This window comes from Bacteroides eggerthii (assembly GCF_025146565.1).
GTDB classification, from domain to species: domain Bacteria; phylum Bacteroidota; class Bacteroidia; order Bacteroidales; family Bacteroidaceae; genus Bacteroides; species Bacteroides eggerthii.
In genome coordinates this window covers 2,164,779-2,180,536 of the sequence record NZ_CP102258.1, presented here as the reverse complement: position 1 = coordinate 2,180,536, position 15,758 = coordinate 2,164,779, and the positions used below count along the sequence as shown (strand labels likewise).

Sequence of the window (15,758 nt, the reverse complement as noted above, 5' to 3'; positions counted from 1 at the left end):
CACATTATTATATATTATTTTTTCAAATAGATAATCGTAGGCAAGTGATCGCTATAACCGTTCAGCCACACACGTCCGCCATGAGTACGTAAAGGTGAGCCTTTGTATTTACCATCCTGCTGGATCAGATAATCGCGGATAAAGACTTCATTATGGTCATATCGCAGCCCTTTTTTTGTTTTCACCAATGGTCTTGACAGCACAATCTGATCGAACAAATTCCATTTGCCCCGATAAAGCAAGGTTCCCACTCCCTTATCCTCCAGCGTTTTCCACCAAGGATTATAGAACTGTTTTGCTTTCATTCCCGAGATGTACTTGCGCGCTCCCAAAGTCTGCATGCTTTCATCCATAGGGTCATCGTTCATATCCCCCATAACAAAAAGTTTCAACTTCTTATCTTCACGCAGCAAAGAGTCTGTAAGTACTTTCACCTGCTTGGCAGCATGCACGCGCACCGGTGATTTTGCACCACGAGAAGGCCAATGATTTACGATGACACACACACGTTCATCAGCCAACCGCCCGTCTACAATCAGAAATCCACGCGTCAGGTGCACCGTATCCCCTTCAAACGGGGTGGAGAGTACCAGCTTGGAATTTGTAACGGTGAACTGCTGCGGATCATACAGCAACGCACAGTCGATGCCTCGTTTGTCAGGTCCTTCATAATGAATAAACTTATAATTGGAAATGGCCGGCTGACTGACGAGATCCGTCAGCACCCTGCGGTTCTCCACTTCTGCCACACCAATAACAGCCGGACCTTCGGGAACCAGATTTCGCGACAACGAACCCAGCACCATCGACAAATTATGCAGTTTAGATTCGTATTTCTTCGCTGTCCACTGATAACTGCCATCAGGCAAAAAATCATGATCGTTCTTACCTGCATCATGAATGGTATCAAACAAATTCTCAAGATTATAAAAAGCTATACTGTACAGCTTACATTCTGTGTTCTGGGCTGCCGCCACTATAACGCAGAAACAAAAAGAAAATAAAAAAGTAACTTTCCTCATATTAGTTTATACAATTATTCCGCAAAGATATCCATCTATCAACACATTCGATAAAAAAAACGGCTTTTTGCTTGTGTTTAATGCAAAAATATATTAAATTTGTAAAATACCGTAAAAAAGATGCTCCCTAATTTATAAACTTACAAACAAAATCTACATTATGAAAAACAAGGTTTTCTACATGAGCATGCTATTAATGTGTATCATGACCTCCTGTGGCGATGACAACGCCCCTCCCACCCCGGATCCCACTCTCTCGATTGCTCCTGCTACTGCGCTGCACTTCACAGCCGCAGCTACTGAATCGCATGAAATTAATGTTACGACCAACCAAGACAGCTGGACTGCAATTTCCAATCAAAACTGGTGTAAAGTAACACAAGACAAAAACAAATTAATCGTAAAAGCAGATCCTAATACGACTGAAACATCCCCCGCACCGGCTACCATTACTATTTCTGCAGGAAGTGCAAAAAGCATAATGCTGGCAGTAACACAGGATGCAGCTACAAACGAACCTGACGCCACCTATCCGGCAACCGAAGCCGATTTGATAAAGGCCGTAGCCAAAACATGGACATTTCCTGAAACCTCCGACTACATTTCTTTGGAACTCAACGAAGAAAAATACTATTCCCTACTTACAAAAACAAAAATCGCAACGCGTTCCGAAGAAGCGAACGGCATTTATATAATAGAAGGAACCTATACGGTATCCGATGATTTGCGTATTCTGTCTTTAACCGATTTCGGAAAAATCGAAATCAAGGACATTAAGCAAACGGAAAGTGAGATTACCATTACTCCTACCGGCAAAGATCCGTTTACCGTAACTACCACCGAGCAAAAGATCGAAACTCCGCCGACCCGGACAGGGAAACGTCTTAAAACATATATCCCCGACTTTGGAGATGAAGGGGTTATGAACTACACCTTTACCTATGATGACAAGAACAGGTTGGTCAAGTTATCTGTGGATATTGACGGCAAGACACAAGAACTGTCCATTAAATACGAAAACCAGAAAATCAGTTTTGATCTCCCCGGAGAAGAGTTGGAAGCAACAGGCAATATTGCATGTACCTATACTCTCAATACGGCCGGACTTGCAACCGATCTTCAAGTCAAGATAGGCAAAGCCATCATTACGCAACGTTACACTTACAACAATGCCCGCCAGCTCATTTCCGTACGCCGATATGAAGGAGGAGAAATGACCGCTTATTGCAATGCAGTATGGGAGAACGGCAATGTCACATCTACCATTAGTGGTTCCAAGCATATCTGTACCGACAAGTCTTATCAAGACAACGAAGGCAATATTGTATATGTGCACGACCATAATCAGGACAACAAATTTGATGACAACGACAAGGCTTTGGCTCCGGGCGCCTATGACACTCATTCATCCGCTTATACTTATACCGCCGAAAAAAACAAAGGCGGATTTTTAATCCCCACCTATTCACCCGATATTTTTGATATGTTCGATTTCGGAGACTGGCTTGCCGCAATGACAGGCATCTTAGGTAAACTGCCGGAAAACCTGAACAAGGACAATAGCAATGGTTTCTTTACTTTTGCTTATACATTCGAAGGTGATTATCCGAAAACCCTGCAAGTTAATGCAAAAGAGCATGGGGAAGAGTTCAAAGCGACTATGACCTTTGAATAAAAAGACTCTCTCTTTAAATCAGGAAGTTCCGGGTAACTTCCTGATTTTTTTTTCAAAAACCTTTTTCATTTCATAGAAAAGCATTATCTTTGCGCTCTGAAAAAGACCATTACACTATTTATTACCAAAATAGTAACAGAATATAAATTAAAAAACAAATATCGAAATGAAAAAAGGTATTCATCCTGAAAATTACCGTCCGGTAGTATTTAAAGATATGTCAAACGGTGACGTGTTCTTGTCTCGTTCTACAGTAAATACCAAAGAGACTATCGAGTTCGAAGGCGAAACTTATCCGTTGGTAAAACTGGAAATCTCCAGCACTTCTCACCCGTTCTATACAGGTAAGTCTAAGTTGGTTGACACAGCCGGTCGTGTTGATAAGTTCATGAGCCGTTACGGTAATCGCAAGAAATAATCTGTTTTTTTTAAGCAGAAAAAAGGGAATCTATATCAGATTCCCTTTTTTTGTTACTTCTTTATCAGCCTTTACGGAACGGCGGCTTAACCACCACTGCTTTCAGCTTGCGTCCGCGCATGTCAATACAAATTTCCGTACCTATCTTACTATATTCAGGCTTTACATACCCCATTCCTATACCAACCTTACGCGTGGGTGACATCGTGCCCGAAGTAACCACGCCAATGGGGGCGCCCTCCATGCTCTGCAATTCATAACCATGACGGGGGATACCGCGGTCTATCATCTCAAAGCCTACCAGCTTACGTACCGTACCTTCCGTTTTCTGCTTCTCCAGCATCGGACGATTGATGAAGTTCTTACCCTCTACAAATTTGGTAATCCACCCCAATCCGGCTTCGATAGGCGAGGTCGTATCATCCAGATCATTTCCATACAAGCAGAATCCCATTTCAAGACGAAGCGTATCACGAGCTCCCAAGCCGATAGGCTTGATACCAAACTCAGCACCTGCTTCAAACACAGCATTCCATATCTTCATGGCTACTTCCGGATAAAAATAAAGTTCAAAACCACCCGCACCGGTATAGCCGGTATTGGAAATAATGACATCCGGTTCTCCTGCAAACTCACCATGCGTAAAAGTATAGTACGGAAGCTCGGAAAGATTGATAGGCGTCAACTTCTGCAACGCCTCAACAGCTTTCGGCCCTTGCACTGCGAGCTGCGCCATGCGGTCGGATGCATTTTCGAGTTCAGCTCCCTCCGTATTATGGGCCACACACCAGTTCCAGTCCTTCTCTATGTTGGAAGCATTGACAACCAACAAGTATTTCTCGGGTTCATACTGATAAACAAGCAGGTCGTCCACAATGCCTCCATCCTCGTTTGGAAAACAGGTGTATTGCACCTTACCGGGAGTAAGCGCCGCCACATTATTAGAAGTCACTTTCTGCAAAAAGTCCGATGCATGCGGACCTTTCACCCAAAACTCTCCCATATGGGAGACATCGAACACACCGACACCTTGACAAACAGTGAGATGTTCATCGATGATGCCGGAATATTCAATAGGCATATTGTATCCCGCAAATTCGTGCATCTTAGCCCCCAGCGAGATATGTGTTTCTGTAAACGGAGTGGTTTTCATGGTAGAAGTCAGTGATTTATGAGTTAAAAAATAAGATTTATTTATCGGCGGCAACAAGTTCAGCTATTTTGACAATAACCTTCATAGCCTTCTCCATGCTCTGAACAGGAACGAATTCGTAACGTCCATGGAAATTCAGGCCACCGGCAAATATATTGGGACAAGGCAGCCCCTTAAATGACAGCTGCGCACCGTCCGTACCGCCACGAATGGCTTTTACACGCGGTTTCACGCCGGCTGCTTCCATTGCTTTGAAGGCGGTGTCGATGATATGCATTACCGGTTCAATCTTCTCGCGCATGTTATAATACTGGTCGTGCAGTTCGAGTACGGCTGTACCTTCGCCATATTCCGCATTAATCTTACGGACAAGATGTTCAAATTCCTTTTTGCGGCTTTCAAAACGACTCCGGTCGTGGTCGCGAATGATGTAAGCAACAGTGGTTTTCTCCACTTCTCCCGTAATGCCGATGAGATGATAGAACCCCTCATATCCCTCGGTATGCTCTGGTGTTTCGTGACTGGGGAGCATAGACATAAACCGGTTGGCCACGCGGATAGAGTTTATCATCTTATGTTTGGCATATCCGGGATGCACATTGCACCCTTTGAAAACAATCTTGGCAGAAGCAGCATTGAAGTTCTCAAACTCCAACTCACCCACTTCACCGCCATCCATAGTATAAGCCCATTCACAGCCGAATTGTTCAACATTGAACTTATGCGCTCCCAAACCGATTTCCTCATCGGGATTAAAACCGATACGGATTTTGCCATGCTTGATTTCGGGATGCTCTTTCAGATATACCATCGCCGAAACAATCTCGGCAATGCCGGCTTTATCGTCAGCACCCAGCAAGGTCTTTCCGTTGGTGACAATCAGGTCTTCCCCTTTGTGGTCGAGCAGTTCGGGAAATTGGGCAGGCGAAAGGACCACTTTCCCCTCTTCGCAAAGAACAATATCCTTGCCATCGTAATTCTCCACAATACGCGGGGAGACATCCTTACCACTCATATCGGGGCTTGTATCCATGTGGGCAATGAACCCCACGACAGGTACAGACTTATCTGTATTGGCAGGAAGGGTGGCGAACAGATAACCGTTCTCATCCAGCGTGACCTCTTCCAAGCCCAAAGCCTCCAATTCTTCCTTCAGATATTTAGCAAACACCATTTGCCCTGAAGTACTCGGTGTTACCCCACTCTCCTCATTCGATTGCGTATCGAAACTTACATACTTTAAAAAACGTTCTACTAAAGTCATGATGATAGTGATTAGCTGTTAGTGATTAATGATTAGGGGTTAGCGATCAGTGATGAACGATTAACGGTCCGTAGACAACAACCGCGCCCTCCTTCTTTATCCGAACGGCATTAATCACTTATCACTAAACCCTAATCACTATTTTACTGCCGTAAAGTTAAAAAAAGGGGCGTGAACTGCCAAGCAATTCACGCCTCTTTTTTATTCTTCAGCAGCAATTTGTCAATCAGAAATGACTGCTACCGTCAAAACAATGGGTGCACAGTTTACACTTAGGAAGTCCGATGGCTTCCACCAATGTTTCCAAAGTATTGAATTTTAGGGAAGAAAGCCCGAAACGTTCGCGAATAACCTCTACCATTCTCTCATACTCCGGCGAACCGGTAGTGGCATACTTCTCAAGATTCTTATTTTCATCCCCTTCCAGTTCCTTGATGACACGACGGGTTATTAATTCCAAATCGCCTTTGGATGCAGTGAAACCTACAAACGGACAACTGTATATCAACGGTGGACAAGCGATGCGTATGTGGACTTCTTTGGCTCCATACTCGTAAAGCACCTTTACATTATCGCGCAACTGGGTTCCACGCACAATGGAATCGTCACAGAACAGCAAGCGCTTACCTTCCAGCATAGCCCTATTAGGGATGAGCTTCATCTTCGCCACCAGTGAGCGCAACTCCTGCCTGCTGGGAGTAAAGCTGCGAGGCCATGTAGGCGTGTATTTCGAAATGGCCCGATGATAGGGAACACCTTTTCCTTCGGCATATCCCAGCGCCATGCCCACACCGGAGTCAGGAATTCCACAAGTACAATCCACCTCCGAGGTATCGGTCTGTCCCATTTTCAGACCGGAGGAAAAGCGCACTTCCTCCACATTCTTGCCCTCATAGCACGAAGTAGGAAAACCGTAATAAACCCACAGGAAAGAACATATCTGCATTCCTTCATTGGGCTTGCGCATTTGCTCCACCCTATCGGCATGCAGACGGACAATCTCTCCCGGTCCCAAATAGCGGTCTATCTCGTAACCCAAGTTCGGAAAACTGCTCGACTCGCTTGTTGCGGCATAAGCTCCGTCTTTCTTACCAATAACGACCGGAGTACGCCCCCAATGGTCGCGGGCGGCAATAATGCCGTCTTCCGTAAGCAGCAGCATGGAGCACGAACCCTTGATATGCTTATATACATTTTCGATGCCCTCCACAAAGTTTCTGCCTTGTATCAGGAGCAGGGCTATAAGTTCTGTCTGATTGGTTTTGCCGGAGCTCAATTCGGCGAAGTGCATATTTTGTTCCAGAAGTTGGGCTTCCAGTTCTTGCAGATTCACAATCTTGGCAACCGTTACAATGGCAAAACGACCGAGGTGGGAATTTAAGATGAGAGGTTGAGGATCTGTGTCGCTGATGATTCCAATGCCGGAATTTCCTTTGAATTTGTCCAATTCATCTTCAAACTTCGTTCGGAAATAGGTACTTTCCAGATTGTGAATAGAGCGCTTAAACACCGCTTCTTCCTGATCGTAAGTAGCCAAGCCACCACGTTTTGTCCCTAAATGCGAATTATAATCCGTACCGTAAAACAGATCTGCCACGCAACTTGCTTTGGCGACTGTTCCGAAAAAACCTCCCATAAGTTCCTTGTGTTATTAGTTATTTTATTAACGTGTGCAAAGGTACAAAGAAGTTTCTTTGTTAGCGCCATATTCTGCCAATACAATTTCTAAAAAAACTTATTTTCGCAGGCAAGCCCGATGCAGGAAGAGCAAACAAGAAGAATAACTCAGTTTGCAATCAAAGGTGTAAGCACCTCGGACGGATAAGTGAAGTTTATAAAAAAGCTCCCTGCCGGACTTCAAATCCGGCAGGGAGCCAACTAATGCCTAATCGGAAACTCTTTTTACCTTAATCATTTCCATTTCTTCACAGTTTTCTTATCGGCAGGAGCAGCCTCAATCAAGCTCAAAGCAAAACCGCCGCTACGTGCCTCCTTGACAGACATCTTTGTCTTATTGGTCACAATGCCTTTCTTTATTTGATAGGAAGTGGGATTTTCTTTGTAGTCGGCATCTTTGCCATCGGCATACAAAGTAGCCACATATTGCTTGCCCGGCGTCAGGAAGTCGAGAGTAAAGTTGGCAGTACGGGCATTTTCATCCGTAATGCCGCCAACAAACCAGTTATCGGTACCTTTCGCCTTGCGCGCTACGGTGATATAGTCACCCGGTTCCGCTTCGATATACCTGCTGTCGTCCCAATCTACGGCAACATCTTTGATGAACTGGAAAGCATCCATATGCTTCTCGTAGTTCTCAACCAAATCGGCAGCCATCTGCAAAGGGCTGTAAAGGGTGACATAAAGAGCCAGCTGCTTGGCAAGCGTAGTCTGCACCTGCCCATGAGGCAAATCGCCCATAAAATCCAGTTTGGTATCGAAAATGCCCGGAGTGTAGTCCATCGGGCCACCGATAAGACGGTTAAAGGGAAGCAATGTGGTGTGGAACGGCTTGCTACCGCCAAAGGCTTCATATTCGGTTCCGCGGGCCGATTCGTTGCCAATCAGGTTAGGATAGGTGCGGCACAGACCTGTGGGGCGTACGGCTTCGTGGCCGTTGACGCAAATCTTATAATCGGCGGCTTTCTTCACGGCATAGAGATAGTGGTTGTTCATCCACTGTCCGTAGTGGTGTTCTCCGCGCGGAATGATATTGCCTACATAACCGCTTTTCACTGCATTATAACCATTATCCACCATGAACTGATAGGCTTTGTCCATGTGGCGTTCGTAATTGCGGACGGAAGAAGATGTTTCATGATGCATCATCAGCTTCACACCTTTGCTCTTGGCGTAAGCGTTCAGCATCTTTACATCGAAATCGGGGTATGGGGTTACAAAGTCGAAAACATAATCTTTGGAATGTCCGAACCAGTCTTCCCAGCCTTCGTTCCAACCTTCCACCAGCACTTGGTCGAAACCGTTGGCAGCCGCAAAGTCGATATATCTCTTCACATTTTCATTGTTGGCGCCATGGCGTCCGTTGGGCTTTGTCTTGGAATAGTCCGTTTCGCCCAGCTTGACGGAGGGCAGTTCGTCCGTATATGCCCAAGTGCTTTTGCCGGCAATCATTTCCCACCATACGCCTACATACTTCACCGGTTTAATCCAAGAAACATCTTCATAGGCACAAGGTTCGTTCAGGTTCAGAGTCAGCTTGGAAGCAAGGATGTCGCGTGCGTCATCGCTGACAATAACCGTACGCCATGGCGACTTGCAGGGAGCCTGCATATAGCCTTTGTCACCCACTGCATCGGGGGTCAGCCAAGACTCAAAAACCAGGTTCTTGTCGTCCAGGTTCAGGTGCATACAAGAATAGTCCACCAAAGCTGCTTCATGCAGGTTGATGTACAATCCGTCTGCCGTCTTCATCTGAAGGGAGGTCTGCACACCTGTCGGAGAGAATTGTGTCTGCGAGGCGTTGCCTGTGACAGCTTCCTCCATCAATCCGCGTATTTCGGAAAGTTTGGACTCCATGTAGTCATACTCCTGCGTATCGTAGTCGCCCGGTATCCAAAACGCCTTATGGTCGCCCGCCATAGCAAATTGGGTACGTTCTTCCTTGATAACAAAGTAGTTCAAGTTCTTCTGCAAAGGGAACTCGTAACGGAAGCCGAGACCGTCGTCAAAGAGGCGGAAACGAATGATGATATTGCGGTCCTGCGCCTTCTGATTCAGCGTTACGGCCATTTCATTATAGTGGTTACGGATTTGTTTTACTTCACCCCACACCGGTTCCCAGGTTTCATCAAACGTAGAGGTTTCGGTACCGGCCAAAGTAAATCCGTTCATCAATCCCGGATCATTTTTCAGTTCCAGACCGAGTTTCGAGGGCTTAATAACCGCTTTTCCTTTGTAGGAAAGTTCGTAAACAGGTTCACCCTGGGGATTTACCGAAAAGTTCAATCGGAGTTGGCCGTCAGGCGAAGTAATGCTCTCGGCCATTGCTGCGCCGCTCATGAAAAGGGCGAGCAGGAAGCAGGCCAGTTTAGTGAAAATAGTCTTCATGTTTCTCATGCTATGGTATTTTAATTAGTTATCGTGCCACAAATATAAGCAGGATAAGGAATTATATAGGAAGCAATCGCATAAAATCCGGATAATTTGTCAGAAAACGTTTGCATAAGAATGAAGGACACCACTGCCCTTCATTCTCATCTTCATCTTCTTACCGGTTCGGAGGATTCGGCTTTATCCCAAAGGATCCTCTTCTTCACCTCCACCGGATATATCCGGATTTTCAGGCTTGCCTTCATTGCCCTGGCTGCCGTCGGTATAATCCGTATCGGGCATTGCCATCCGGGTGACGCTCATCTTGTCCAGCATCGCGCTGAAGGCCTTTCCCGGAAAGAAGAGAATACGCTTACGCACAATATTGCTTGCCGTCACCCCCTCTTGCGTATCAGCGCATTTTCCCACAAAAGAAGGGCGGAAAAGCCCGAAATCTCCTAAACGGACAGTCTTTCCGTCCTCTATTTCTTCCGACATGATGTCTACAAGACCGGCAGCCACCAAATCCACCGTTTTCCTGTGGATACCGAGGATACGGCTCACTTTGGCACACAATTTATCAGTGCCTAACTCGCCTGACCCTACGGATTTGGCTACATACTTCACATTTTTATCCTTGTCGAAACCGAATACACGTTTAGCTACTACATACTGAAGTCCCATAATTTTTAATGTTTTAAAAGGTTATTATATAATAATGTAACAGGCCGGAGCCCTTTATCTTTTTCAAGAAGCGAAAGTTCACTGCGAGGCCTCAACAGTTCTGCATTTGTTTCTCAAATCCGATGTTGCAAAGTTAGGGGGAGAATGACGGAAACACAAGGAAAGGGCATCTACAACCATTTTGCGTAAACACCTAAACAGCAAACAGTTAATAAAAAGGCATCTCTACAACAGTAAAAATCAGGCGGGAAAGGAATTTGAAAGAAACAGGGGCAATCTCTACAATCCGGACTGATAAATCACAGATTATCAATGCCCGACTCTGATATGCTCTCTACAATTAAGCGCTTAAACCCTCAGGTTCGGTTTACAGCCGGAACCGGCTGTATTCACCCAACGAATACACCGCCTGCCCGGCCCTCTCTTTATCTGCTTACTCAAACCCCTCCGACGATTTACTAAATCTCCGGCAATGATTTACTAAATCTCCCCCAACGTTTTAGTAAATCTCCATCCACCCCATAAAACCCACCCGAAGATTGGTTGAAATTCCCCTGCCTTCATTACCTTTGCAACCTGAAACATACTCAAAAAAAACAAGCATCATGACTAAAATACTGATAGCCGTATTCCTGGGCGGCGGCACCGGCAGCCTATTACGCTATTGCGTACAAATGGCCCTTCACGAACGGATAGTGCCCTACTCCTTTCCCTGGGCCACGTTTGCCGTCAACATAACCGGAAGTTTTCTGATAGGGCTGTTCTATGCCTTGTCCGCACGTTTCAACCTATCTACGGAAGTACGCATGTTGCTGACCACCGGATTGTGCGGCGGCTTCACCACCTTTTCCACATTCTCCAATGACGGATTGATCCTGATGAAACAAGGATTCTACGGACTGTTCGCCACATATACTCTATTAAGTATCCTGCTGGGCATATTCGCAGCATTGGGCGGAAGCATCGTAGGGCGAACTTTTTAAAATCACAGTCATAAGGGAAAGTCCGAACCATTTTCCACCTTCGTTTGTTATTGTTCATAGAATTTACACTTAAAACAGAAGAAGATGAAAATAGAAAAGATTATCGGACGTGAAATCCTCGATTCAAGAGGAAACCCCACTGTGGAAGTTGATGTGATTTTGGAGTCGGGCTTCACCGGCCGGGCTTCCGTACCCTCCGGCGCATCCACCGGCGAACATGAGGCTTTGGAACTGCGCGACGGCGACAAAAAACGCTACGGCGGCAAAGGTGTGCTGAAAGCCGTCAACAACATCAACAACATCATCGCTCCCAAACTGGTCGGTATGTCGGCCCTTGAACAAATGAGCATCGACCATGCCATGCTGGCACTGGACGGCACAAAAACCAAGTCCAATCTGGGCGCCAATGCCATTCTGGGCGTTTCACTTGCCGTGGCCAAAGCAGCCGCAGCCTATCTTGACGTCCCCCTCTATCGCTATATAGGCGGAACAAACACCTACGTGATGCCTGTTCCGATGATGAACATCATCAACGGCGGTTCGCACAGTGACGCCCCTATTGCTTTTCAGGAATTTATGATACGCCCGGTAGGGGCAACTTCTTTTCGTGAAGGCCTGCGCATGGGCGCAGAAGTGTTCCACGCCTTGAAGAAGGTGCTGCACGACCGCGGCCTCAGCACCGCCGTCGGCGATGAAGGCGGCTTTGCTCCCGCCCTGGCAGGAACAGAAGATGCTTTGGACTCAATCATTGCCGCCATTAAAGCTGCCGGCTACGAACCGGGCAAAGACGTGATGATTGCCATGGACTGCGCTTCTTCCGAATTCTATCACGACGGAATTTACGACTATGGCAAATTTGAAGGTGAGAAAGGCAAAAAACGTACAGCCAGCGAACAGGTGGACTATCTGGAAGAACTGATCAACAAATATCCGATAGACTCTATCGAGGACGGAATGAGCGAAAACGACTGGGAAGGCTGGAAGAAACTGACCGACCGCATCGGAAACCGCTGCCAGTTGGTGGGTGACGACCTGTTTGTCACCAATGTGGATTTTCTCGCCATGGGCATCGAAAAAGGATGCGCAAACTCCATACTCATCAAGGTAAACCAAATCGGCTCCCTGACAGAGACTCTGAATGCCATCGAAATGGCACACCGCCATGGATACACCACCGTTACCTCACACCGTTCGGGCGAAACGGAAGACTCCACCATTGCCGACATTGCCGTAGCCACCAACAGCGGACAAATCAAGACCGGTTCCTTGAGCCGTTCGGACCGCATGGCCAAATATAACCAACTGCTACGCATCGAGGAGGAACTGGGGAATAACGCCATATATGGATACAGAAGAATCAAAAAAGGATAGTGAGCAATGAGATATAAAAAAGAAAAGAGATGTATCGGCTGATACATCTCTTTTCTTTTTGAGCCTCTTGTCGGATTCGAACCAACGACCCCGAGATTACAAATCACGTGCTCTGGCCAACTGAGCTAAAGAGGCGGGTGGGTAAGCTATCTACATCGCGCCGCTACAACCAACTACCTTTGCTGCGATCAAGCCCTGGAGGATTCGAAGGGAGCTGGCCGTATAGGACTTACCCGTTTTGCGAGTGCAAAGGTAGATAAAATTTTTAAATCCGCAATACCTTGCCCTAACTTTTTTCAACTTTAACAAGAATACAGGGTCTACAACCAATATTATTTATAACTTTGCGCCATATTTCTAAGAAAAATGGCAGAAAATAAAGGTTACATGCAATATGCAATGTTGTTCGGCACCTATCTGGGCGGATATTGGATTTTAAAATTCATCCTTTTCCCTTTGGGCCTGACAACTCCGTTTTTATCTTTCCTCTTTATGGGACTTACGATATGCGTTCCGTTTATGGGGTATTACTACGTACGAATGTACCGTAATACAGCATGCGGCGGCAGCATCAGTTTCCTGCACGCATGGATATTCACAGTGTTCATGTACATGTTCGCCGCATTATTGACGGCAATGGCACATTACATTTATTTCCGTTTCATAGACCACGGATTTGTCATCAATGCCTACGAATCACAAATTGATATCTTGAAACAAAGCGGCGTACCCGGCATAGAAGCCTATACCGATGTATTTCAAGAGACATTGGACAATGTGAAATCGCTCACCCCCATAGACATTACCATGCAATTGGTGTCATGGAACGTGTTTTGCGGTTCGCTGCTGGCCCTTCCCACCGCCTTATTCGTAATGAGACGCAAGAAAGAATGACAAGCGACGGCAGATTTCAGATAAACCAGGCATAGTGTAACATAGTTAAAATCATAAATAAGCAAATGGATATTTCAGTAGTCATTCCTTTATATAATGAAGAAGAGTCTCTTCCGGAATTGTTTGCATGGATTGAGAGGGTAATGAAAGCTCATAACTTTTCTTATGAAATTATTTTCGTTAACGACGGAAGTACCGACCACTCCTGGCAGATAATAGAGCAGCTGCAAGCCGGCTCGGACAAAGTACGGGGAATAAAATTCCGCCGTAATTATGGCAAGTCGCCGGCACTCTATTGCGGTTTTGACCAAGCGCAAGGAAATGTCGTGATTACAATGGACGCAGACTTACAGGACAGTCCCGACGAAATTCCGGAACTATACCGCATGATTACGGAAGAAGGCTACGACCTGGTATCCGGCTGGAAGCAGAAAAGATATGACCCCTTGTCAAAAACCATACCGACTAAGCTGTTCAACGCTACCGCACGTAAGGTTTCCGGCATAAAAAACCTGCATGATTTTAATTGCGGCCTGAAAGCCTACCGCAAAGAGGTGATAAAAAACATAGAAGTGTACGGTGAAATGCACCGTTACATACCCTACCTCGCCAAAAATGCCGGTTTCAAGAAGATCGGCGAGAAAGTGGTGCATCATCAGGCACGAAAATTCGGCAAAACCAAATTCGGCGGCTGGAACCGTTTCTTTAACGGTTATCTGGATTTAATTTCCCTTTGGTTCCTTTCCACCTTCGGCATCAAGCCTATGCACTTCTTCGGCATATTGGGATCGCTGATGTTTTTCATCGGATTCATTGCCGTAATTATTGTCGGCGCCAGTAAACTGTATTACATGAATCAAGGCATGCCATACCGACTTGTGACAGACTCCCCTTATTTCTATCTGTCATTAACATCCATGATTATCGGAACCCAACTGTTTGTGGCAGGTTTCCTCGGCGAACTGATATCCCGCAATGCGCCGGAACGTAACAAGTATCAAATCGAGAAAATGATTTAACCATGAAAGCATTAGTCAAATTCATCATAACCGGAGCCTTTCTCTTCCCTATCCTTAGCGTAGTAATATCTTGTTCGGAAGAAGCGGACTGCTCAATGGCCACACGAGCCATGATGCAGTGTTACTTCTACACATTAGACCCCGAAACAGAAGTTGTTTCCAATGATACGTTGGACTCGCTGACTGTCACCGCTTTCGGTACGGATTCCATTATCATCAACAACCAGAAGAAAGTGCATGACCTCTCACTTCCTTTAAGATATACCGCCGACTCCACCGTACTTGTATTCCGTTACAGCAAAACATTGACAGATACACTCGTTGTTTATCAAACCAATACGCCTTACTTCCTGTCAATGGACTGCGGTTATCAAATGAAACAGAGCATTAAAGATGTCAATTACAGCCGTCACAGTCTTGATTCTATTCGCATTGTAAATAAAGAAGCCGGAATTTATGGTACAGAAAATCTTAAACTATTCTATTAGTCTGGCACTCTGTTTACTGCTGTCTCTCCCATTGCAGGCACAAAACAGTAATATCTCCGCCCCACCGGCAACCACTCCGCCCAAAACGGAAAAAAAGGATGCCAAGGAGGAGGTGCACTATCCTCTCTACAACGGCATCTCCATCAGCGCAGATTTATGGGGTCCCGGAGGCAAACTGCTTGGAAGTGACTTTTTCAGTAGCGAGGTAGCGGTTGACGTAAGCCTCAAAAACCGTTTTTTCCCAACGGTAGAATTCGGCTATGGCAACACAGATACCTGGAGCGACAAAGGAATACATTATAAAACCGGCGCTCCCTATTTTCGCATCGGCATGGATTATAACGCACTCTATAACAAGAAACATGGACACATGATACTTGTGGGTCTGCGCTATGCAGCAACCAGCTTCAAATACGATGTGGAATCATTGGCTGTCAGCGACCCTGAATACGGTGGTAGCTTAGGCAATCCGAACCTGATAGACGGTATCTGGGGAGGCAGCCTGCCTTTTGACCATAAAGGAATGAAAGGTTCAATGCAATGGGCGGAATTTTGTGTCGGCATACGGGCACATGTGTGGAAAAGCCTGTATATGGGCTGGGCATTACGCTTCAAATTCCGTCTGAGTTCTTCCGTTGCCGAATATGGAGACCCATGGTACGTACCGGGTTATGGCAAATACAACGGAAACACCACAGGGGTCACTTATACAATAATCTATAAATTACCATTCTAAAACA

The 15,758-nt window shown here is 45.9% G+C and carries 14 protein-coding genes and 1 tRNA gene; 8 read left to right on the top strand and 7 right to left on the bottom strand.

What is annotated here, in order from left to right; genetic code table 11:
• Positions 1–14 precede the first annotated feature (14 nt).
• Positions 15–1,022: an endonuclease/exonuclease/phosphatase family protein gene (locus tag NQ546_RS08885; RefSeq protein WP_004289783.1), complete on the bottom strand. Its 1,008-nt coding sequence runs from the start codon at positions 1,020–1,022 to the stop codon at positions 15–17.
• 160 nt (positions 1,023–1,182) lie between these two features.
• Here NQ546_RS08885 and NQ546_RS08880 point away from each other — a divergent pair, with 160 nt between their 5' ends.
• On the top strand, positions 1,183–2,697 hold the full coding sequence (locus NQ546_RS08880) for a DUF4595 domain-containing protein (RefSeq protein ID WP_004289782.1): 1,515 nt from the start codon (positions 1,183–1,185) through the stop codon (positions 2,695–2,697).
• Between the two features lie 166 nt (positions 2,698–2,863).
• Positions 2,864–3,115: a type B 50S ribosomal protein L31 gene (locus tag NQ546_RS08875; RefSeq protein WP_004289781.1), complete on the top strand. Its 252-nt coding sequence runs from the start codon at positions 2,864–2,866 to the stop codon at positions 3,113–3,115.
• A gap of 64 nt (positions 3,116–3,179) precedes the next feature.
• On the opposite strand, the gene gcvT is transcribed toward NQ546_RS08875, so the two are convergent.
• The 5 genes from gcvT to NQ546_RS08850 form a co-directional block, all read right to left on the bottom strand.
• Positions 3,180–4,268 carry a glycine cleavage system aminomethyltransferase GcvT gene (gene gcvT / locus NQ546_RS08870; protein WP_004289780.1) on the bottom strand — a complete coding sequence of 363 codons (1,089 nt, stop codon included), beginning with the start codon at positions 4,266–4,268 and terminating at the stop codon, positions 3,180–3,182.
• Between the two features lie 37 nt (positions 4,269–4,305).
• Entirely contained in the window at positions 4,306–5,532 is a 1,227-nt protein-coding gene (pepT, locus tag NQ546_RS08865) for a peptidase T (protein WP_004289779.1), read from the bottom strand.
• A gap of 226 nt (positions 5,533–5,758) precedes the next feature.
• Entirely contained in the window at positions 5,759–7,168 is a 1,410-nt protein-coding gene (locus tag NQ546_RS08860; RefSeq protein WP_004289778.1) for an amidophosphoribosyltransferase, read from the bottom strand.
• A 275-nt stretch (positions 7,169–7,443) separates the two neighbouring features.
• On the bottom strand, positions 7,444–9,606 hold the full coding sequence (locus tag NQ546_RS08855) for a glycoside hydrolase family 97 protein (RefSeq protein WP_004289777.1): 2,163 nt from the start codon (positions 9,604–9,606) through the stop codon (positions 7,444–7,446).
• A gap of 174 nt (positions 9,607–9,780) precedes the next feature.
• The gene (locus NQ546_RS08850) at positions 9,781–10,263 is read right to left on the bottom strand and encodes an HU family DNA-binding protein (RefSeq protein WP_004289776.1); all 483 of its coding nucleotides are present in this window, start codon (positions 10,261–10,263) and stop codon (positions 9,781–9,783) included.
• Positions 10,264–10,868: 605 nt separating this feature from the next.
• Here NQ546_RS08850 and crcB point away from each other — a divergent pair.
• Positions 10,869–11,246, top strand: a complete 378-nt coding sequence (gene crcB, locus NQ546_RS08845; protein ID WP_004289775.1) for a fluoride efflux transporter CrcB — start codon at positions 10,869–10,871, stop codon at positions 11,244–11,246.
• An 84-nt stretch (positions 11,247–11,330) separates the two neighbouring features.
• Positions 11,331–12,617: a phosphopyruvate hydratase gene (gene eno / locus NQ546_RS08840; protein WP_004289774.1), complete on the top strand. Its 1,287-nt coding sequence runs from the start codon at positions 11,331–11,333 to the stop codon at positions 12,615–12,617.
• Between the two features lie 61 nt (positions 12,618–12,678).
• On the opposite strand, the gene NQ546_RS08835 is transcribed toward eno, so the two are convergent.
• Positions 12,679–12,752, bottom strand: a tRNA-Thr gene (locus NQ546_RS08835).
• Between the two features lie 231 nt (positions 12,753–12,983).
• On the opposite strand from NQ546_RS08835, the gene NQ546_RS08830 reads away from it, so the two are divergent.
• The 4 genes from NQ546_RS08830 to NQ546_RS08815 all read left to right on the top strand — a co-directional run bounded on the left by NQ546_RS08830 (position 12,984) and on the right by NQ546_RS08815 (position 15,754).
• Complete coding sequence (locus tag NQ546_RS08830) at positions 12,984–13,511, top strand: DUF4199 domain-containing protein (RefSeq protein ID WP_004289773.1); 528 nt, start codon at positions 12,984–12,986, stop codon at positions 13,509–13,511.
• Positions 13,512–13,576: 65 nt separating this feature from the next.
• The gene (locus NQ546_RS08825; protein WP_004289772.1) at positions 13,577–14,530 is read left to right on the top strand and encodes a glycosyltransferase family 2 protein; all 954 of its coding nucleotides are present in this window, start codon (positions 13,577–13,579) and stop codon (positions 14,528–14,530) included.
• A gap of 2 nt (positions 14,531–14,532) precedes the next feature.
• Complete coding sequence (locus NQ546_RS08820) at positions 14,533–15,018, top strand: DUF6452 family protein (RefSeq protein WP_004289771.1); 486 nt, start codon at positions 14,533–14,535, stop codon at positions 15,016–15,018.
• The gene (locus NQ546_RS08815; protein WP_004289770.1) at positions 14,987–15,754 is read left to right on the top strand and encodes a DUF6048 family protein; all 768 of its coding nucleotides are present in this window, start codon (positions 14,987–14,989) and stop codon (positions 15,752–15,754) included. The genes NQ546_RS08820 and NQ546_RS08815 overlap by 32 nt, the downstream gene beginning before the upstream one ends.
• Positions 15,755–15,758: the final 4 nt, after the last annotated feature.

Bases quoted from the DNA above. Each gene is read 5' to 3' on its own strand.
- NQ546_RS08885 (WP_004289783.1), bottom strand. From the start codon at position 1,022: ATGAGGAAAGTTACTTTTTTATTTTCTTTTTGTTTCTGCGTTATAGTG.
- NQ546_RS08880 (WP_004289782.1), top strand. From the start codon at position 1,183: ATGAAAAACAAGGTTTTCTACATGAGCATGCTATTAATGTGTATCATG.
- NQ546_RS08875 (WP_004289781.1), top strand. From the start codon at position 2,864: ATGAAAAAAGGTATTCATCCTGAAAATTACCGTCCGGTAGTATTTAAA.
- gcvT (WP_004289780.1), bottom strand. From the start codon at position 4,268: ATGAAAACCACTCCGTTTACAGAAACACATATCTCGCTGGGGGCTAAG.
- pepT (WP_004289779.1), bottom strand. From the start codon at position 5,532: ATGACTTTAGTAGAACGTTTTTTAAAGTATGTAAGTTTCGATACGCAA.
- NQ546_RS08860 (WP_004289778.1), bottom strand. From the start codon at position 7,168: ATGGGAGGTTTTTTCGGAACAGTCGCCAAAGCAAGTTGCGTGGCAGAT.
- NQ546_RS08855 (WP_004289777.1), bottom strand. From the start codon at position 9,606: ATGAGAAACATGAAGACTATTTTCACTAAACTGGCCTGCTTCCTGCTC.
- NQ546_RS08850 (WP_004289776.1), bottom strand. From the start codon at position 10,263: ATGGGACTTCAGTATGTAGTAGCTAAACGTGTATTCGGTTTCGACAAG.
- crcB (WP_004289775.1), top strand. From the start codon at position 10,869: ATGACTAAAATACTGATAGCCGTATTCCTGGGCGGCGGCACCGGCAGC.
- eno (WP_004289774.1), top strand. From the start codon at position 11,331: ATGAAAATAGAAAAGATTATCGGACGTGAAATCCTCGATTCAAGAGGA.
- NQ546_RS08830 (WP_004289773.1), top strand. From the start codon at position 12,984: ATGGCAGAAAATAAAGGTTACATGCAATATGCAATGTTGTTCGGCACC.
- NQ546_RS08825 (WP_004289772.1), top strand. From the start codon at position 13,577: ATGGATATTTCAGTAGTCATTCCTTTATATAATGAAGAAGAGTCTCTT.
- NQ546_RS08820 (WP_004289771.1), top strand. From the start codon at position 14,533: ATGAAAGCATTAGTCAAATTCATCATAACCGGAGCCTTTCTCTTCCCT.
- NQ546_RS08815 (WP_004289770.1), top strand. From the start codon at position 14,987: ATGGTACAGAAAATCTTAAACTATTCTATTAGTCTGGCACTCTGTTTA.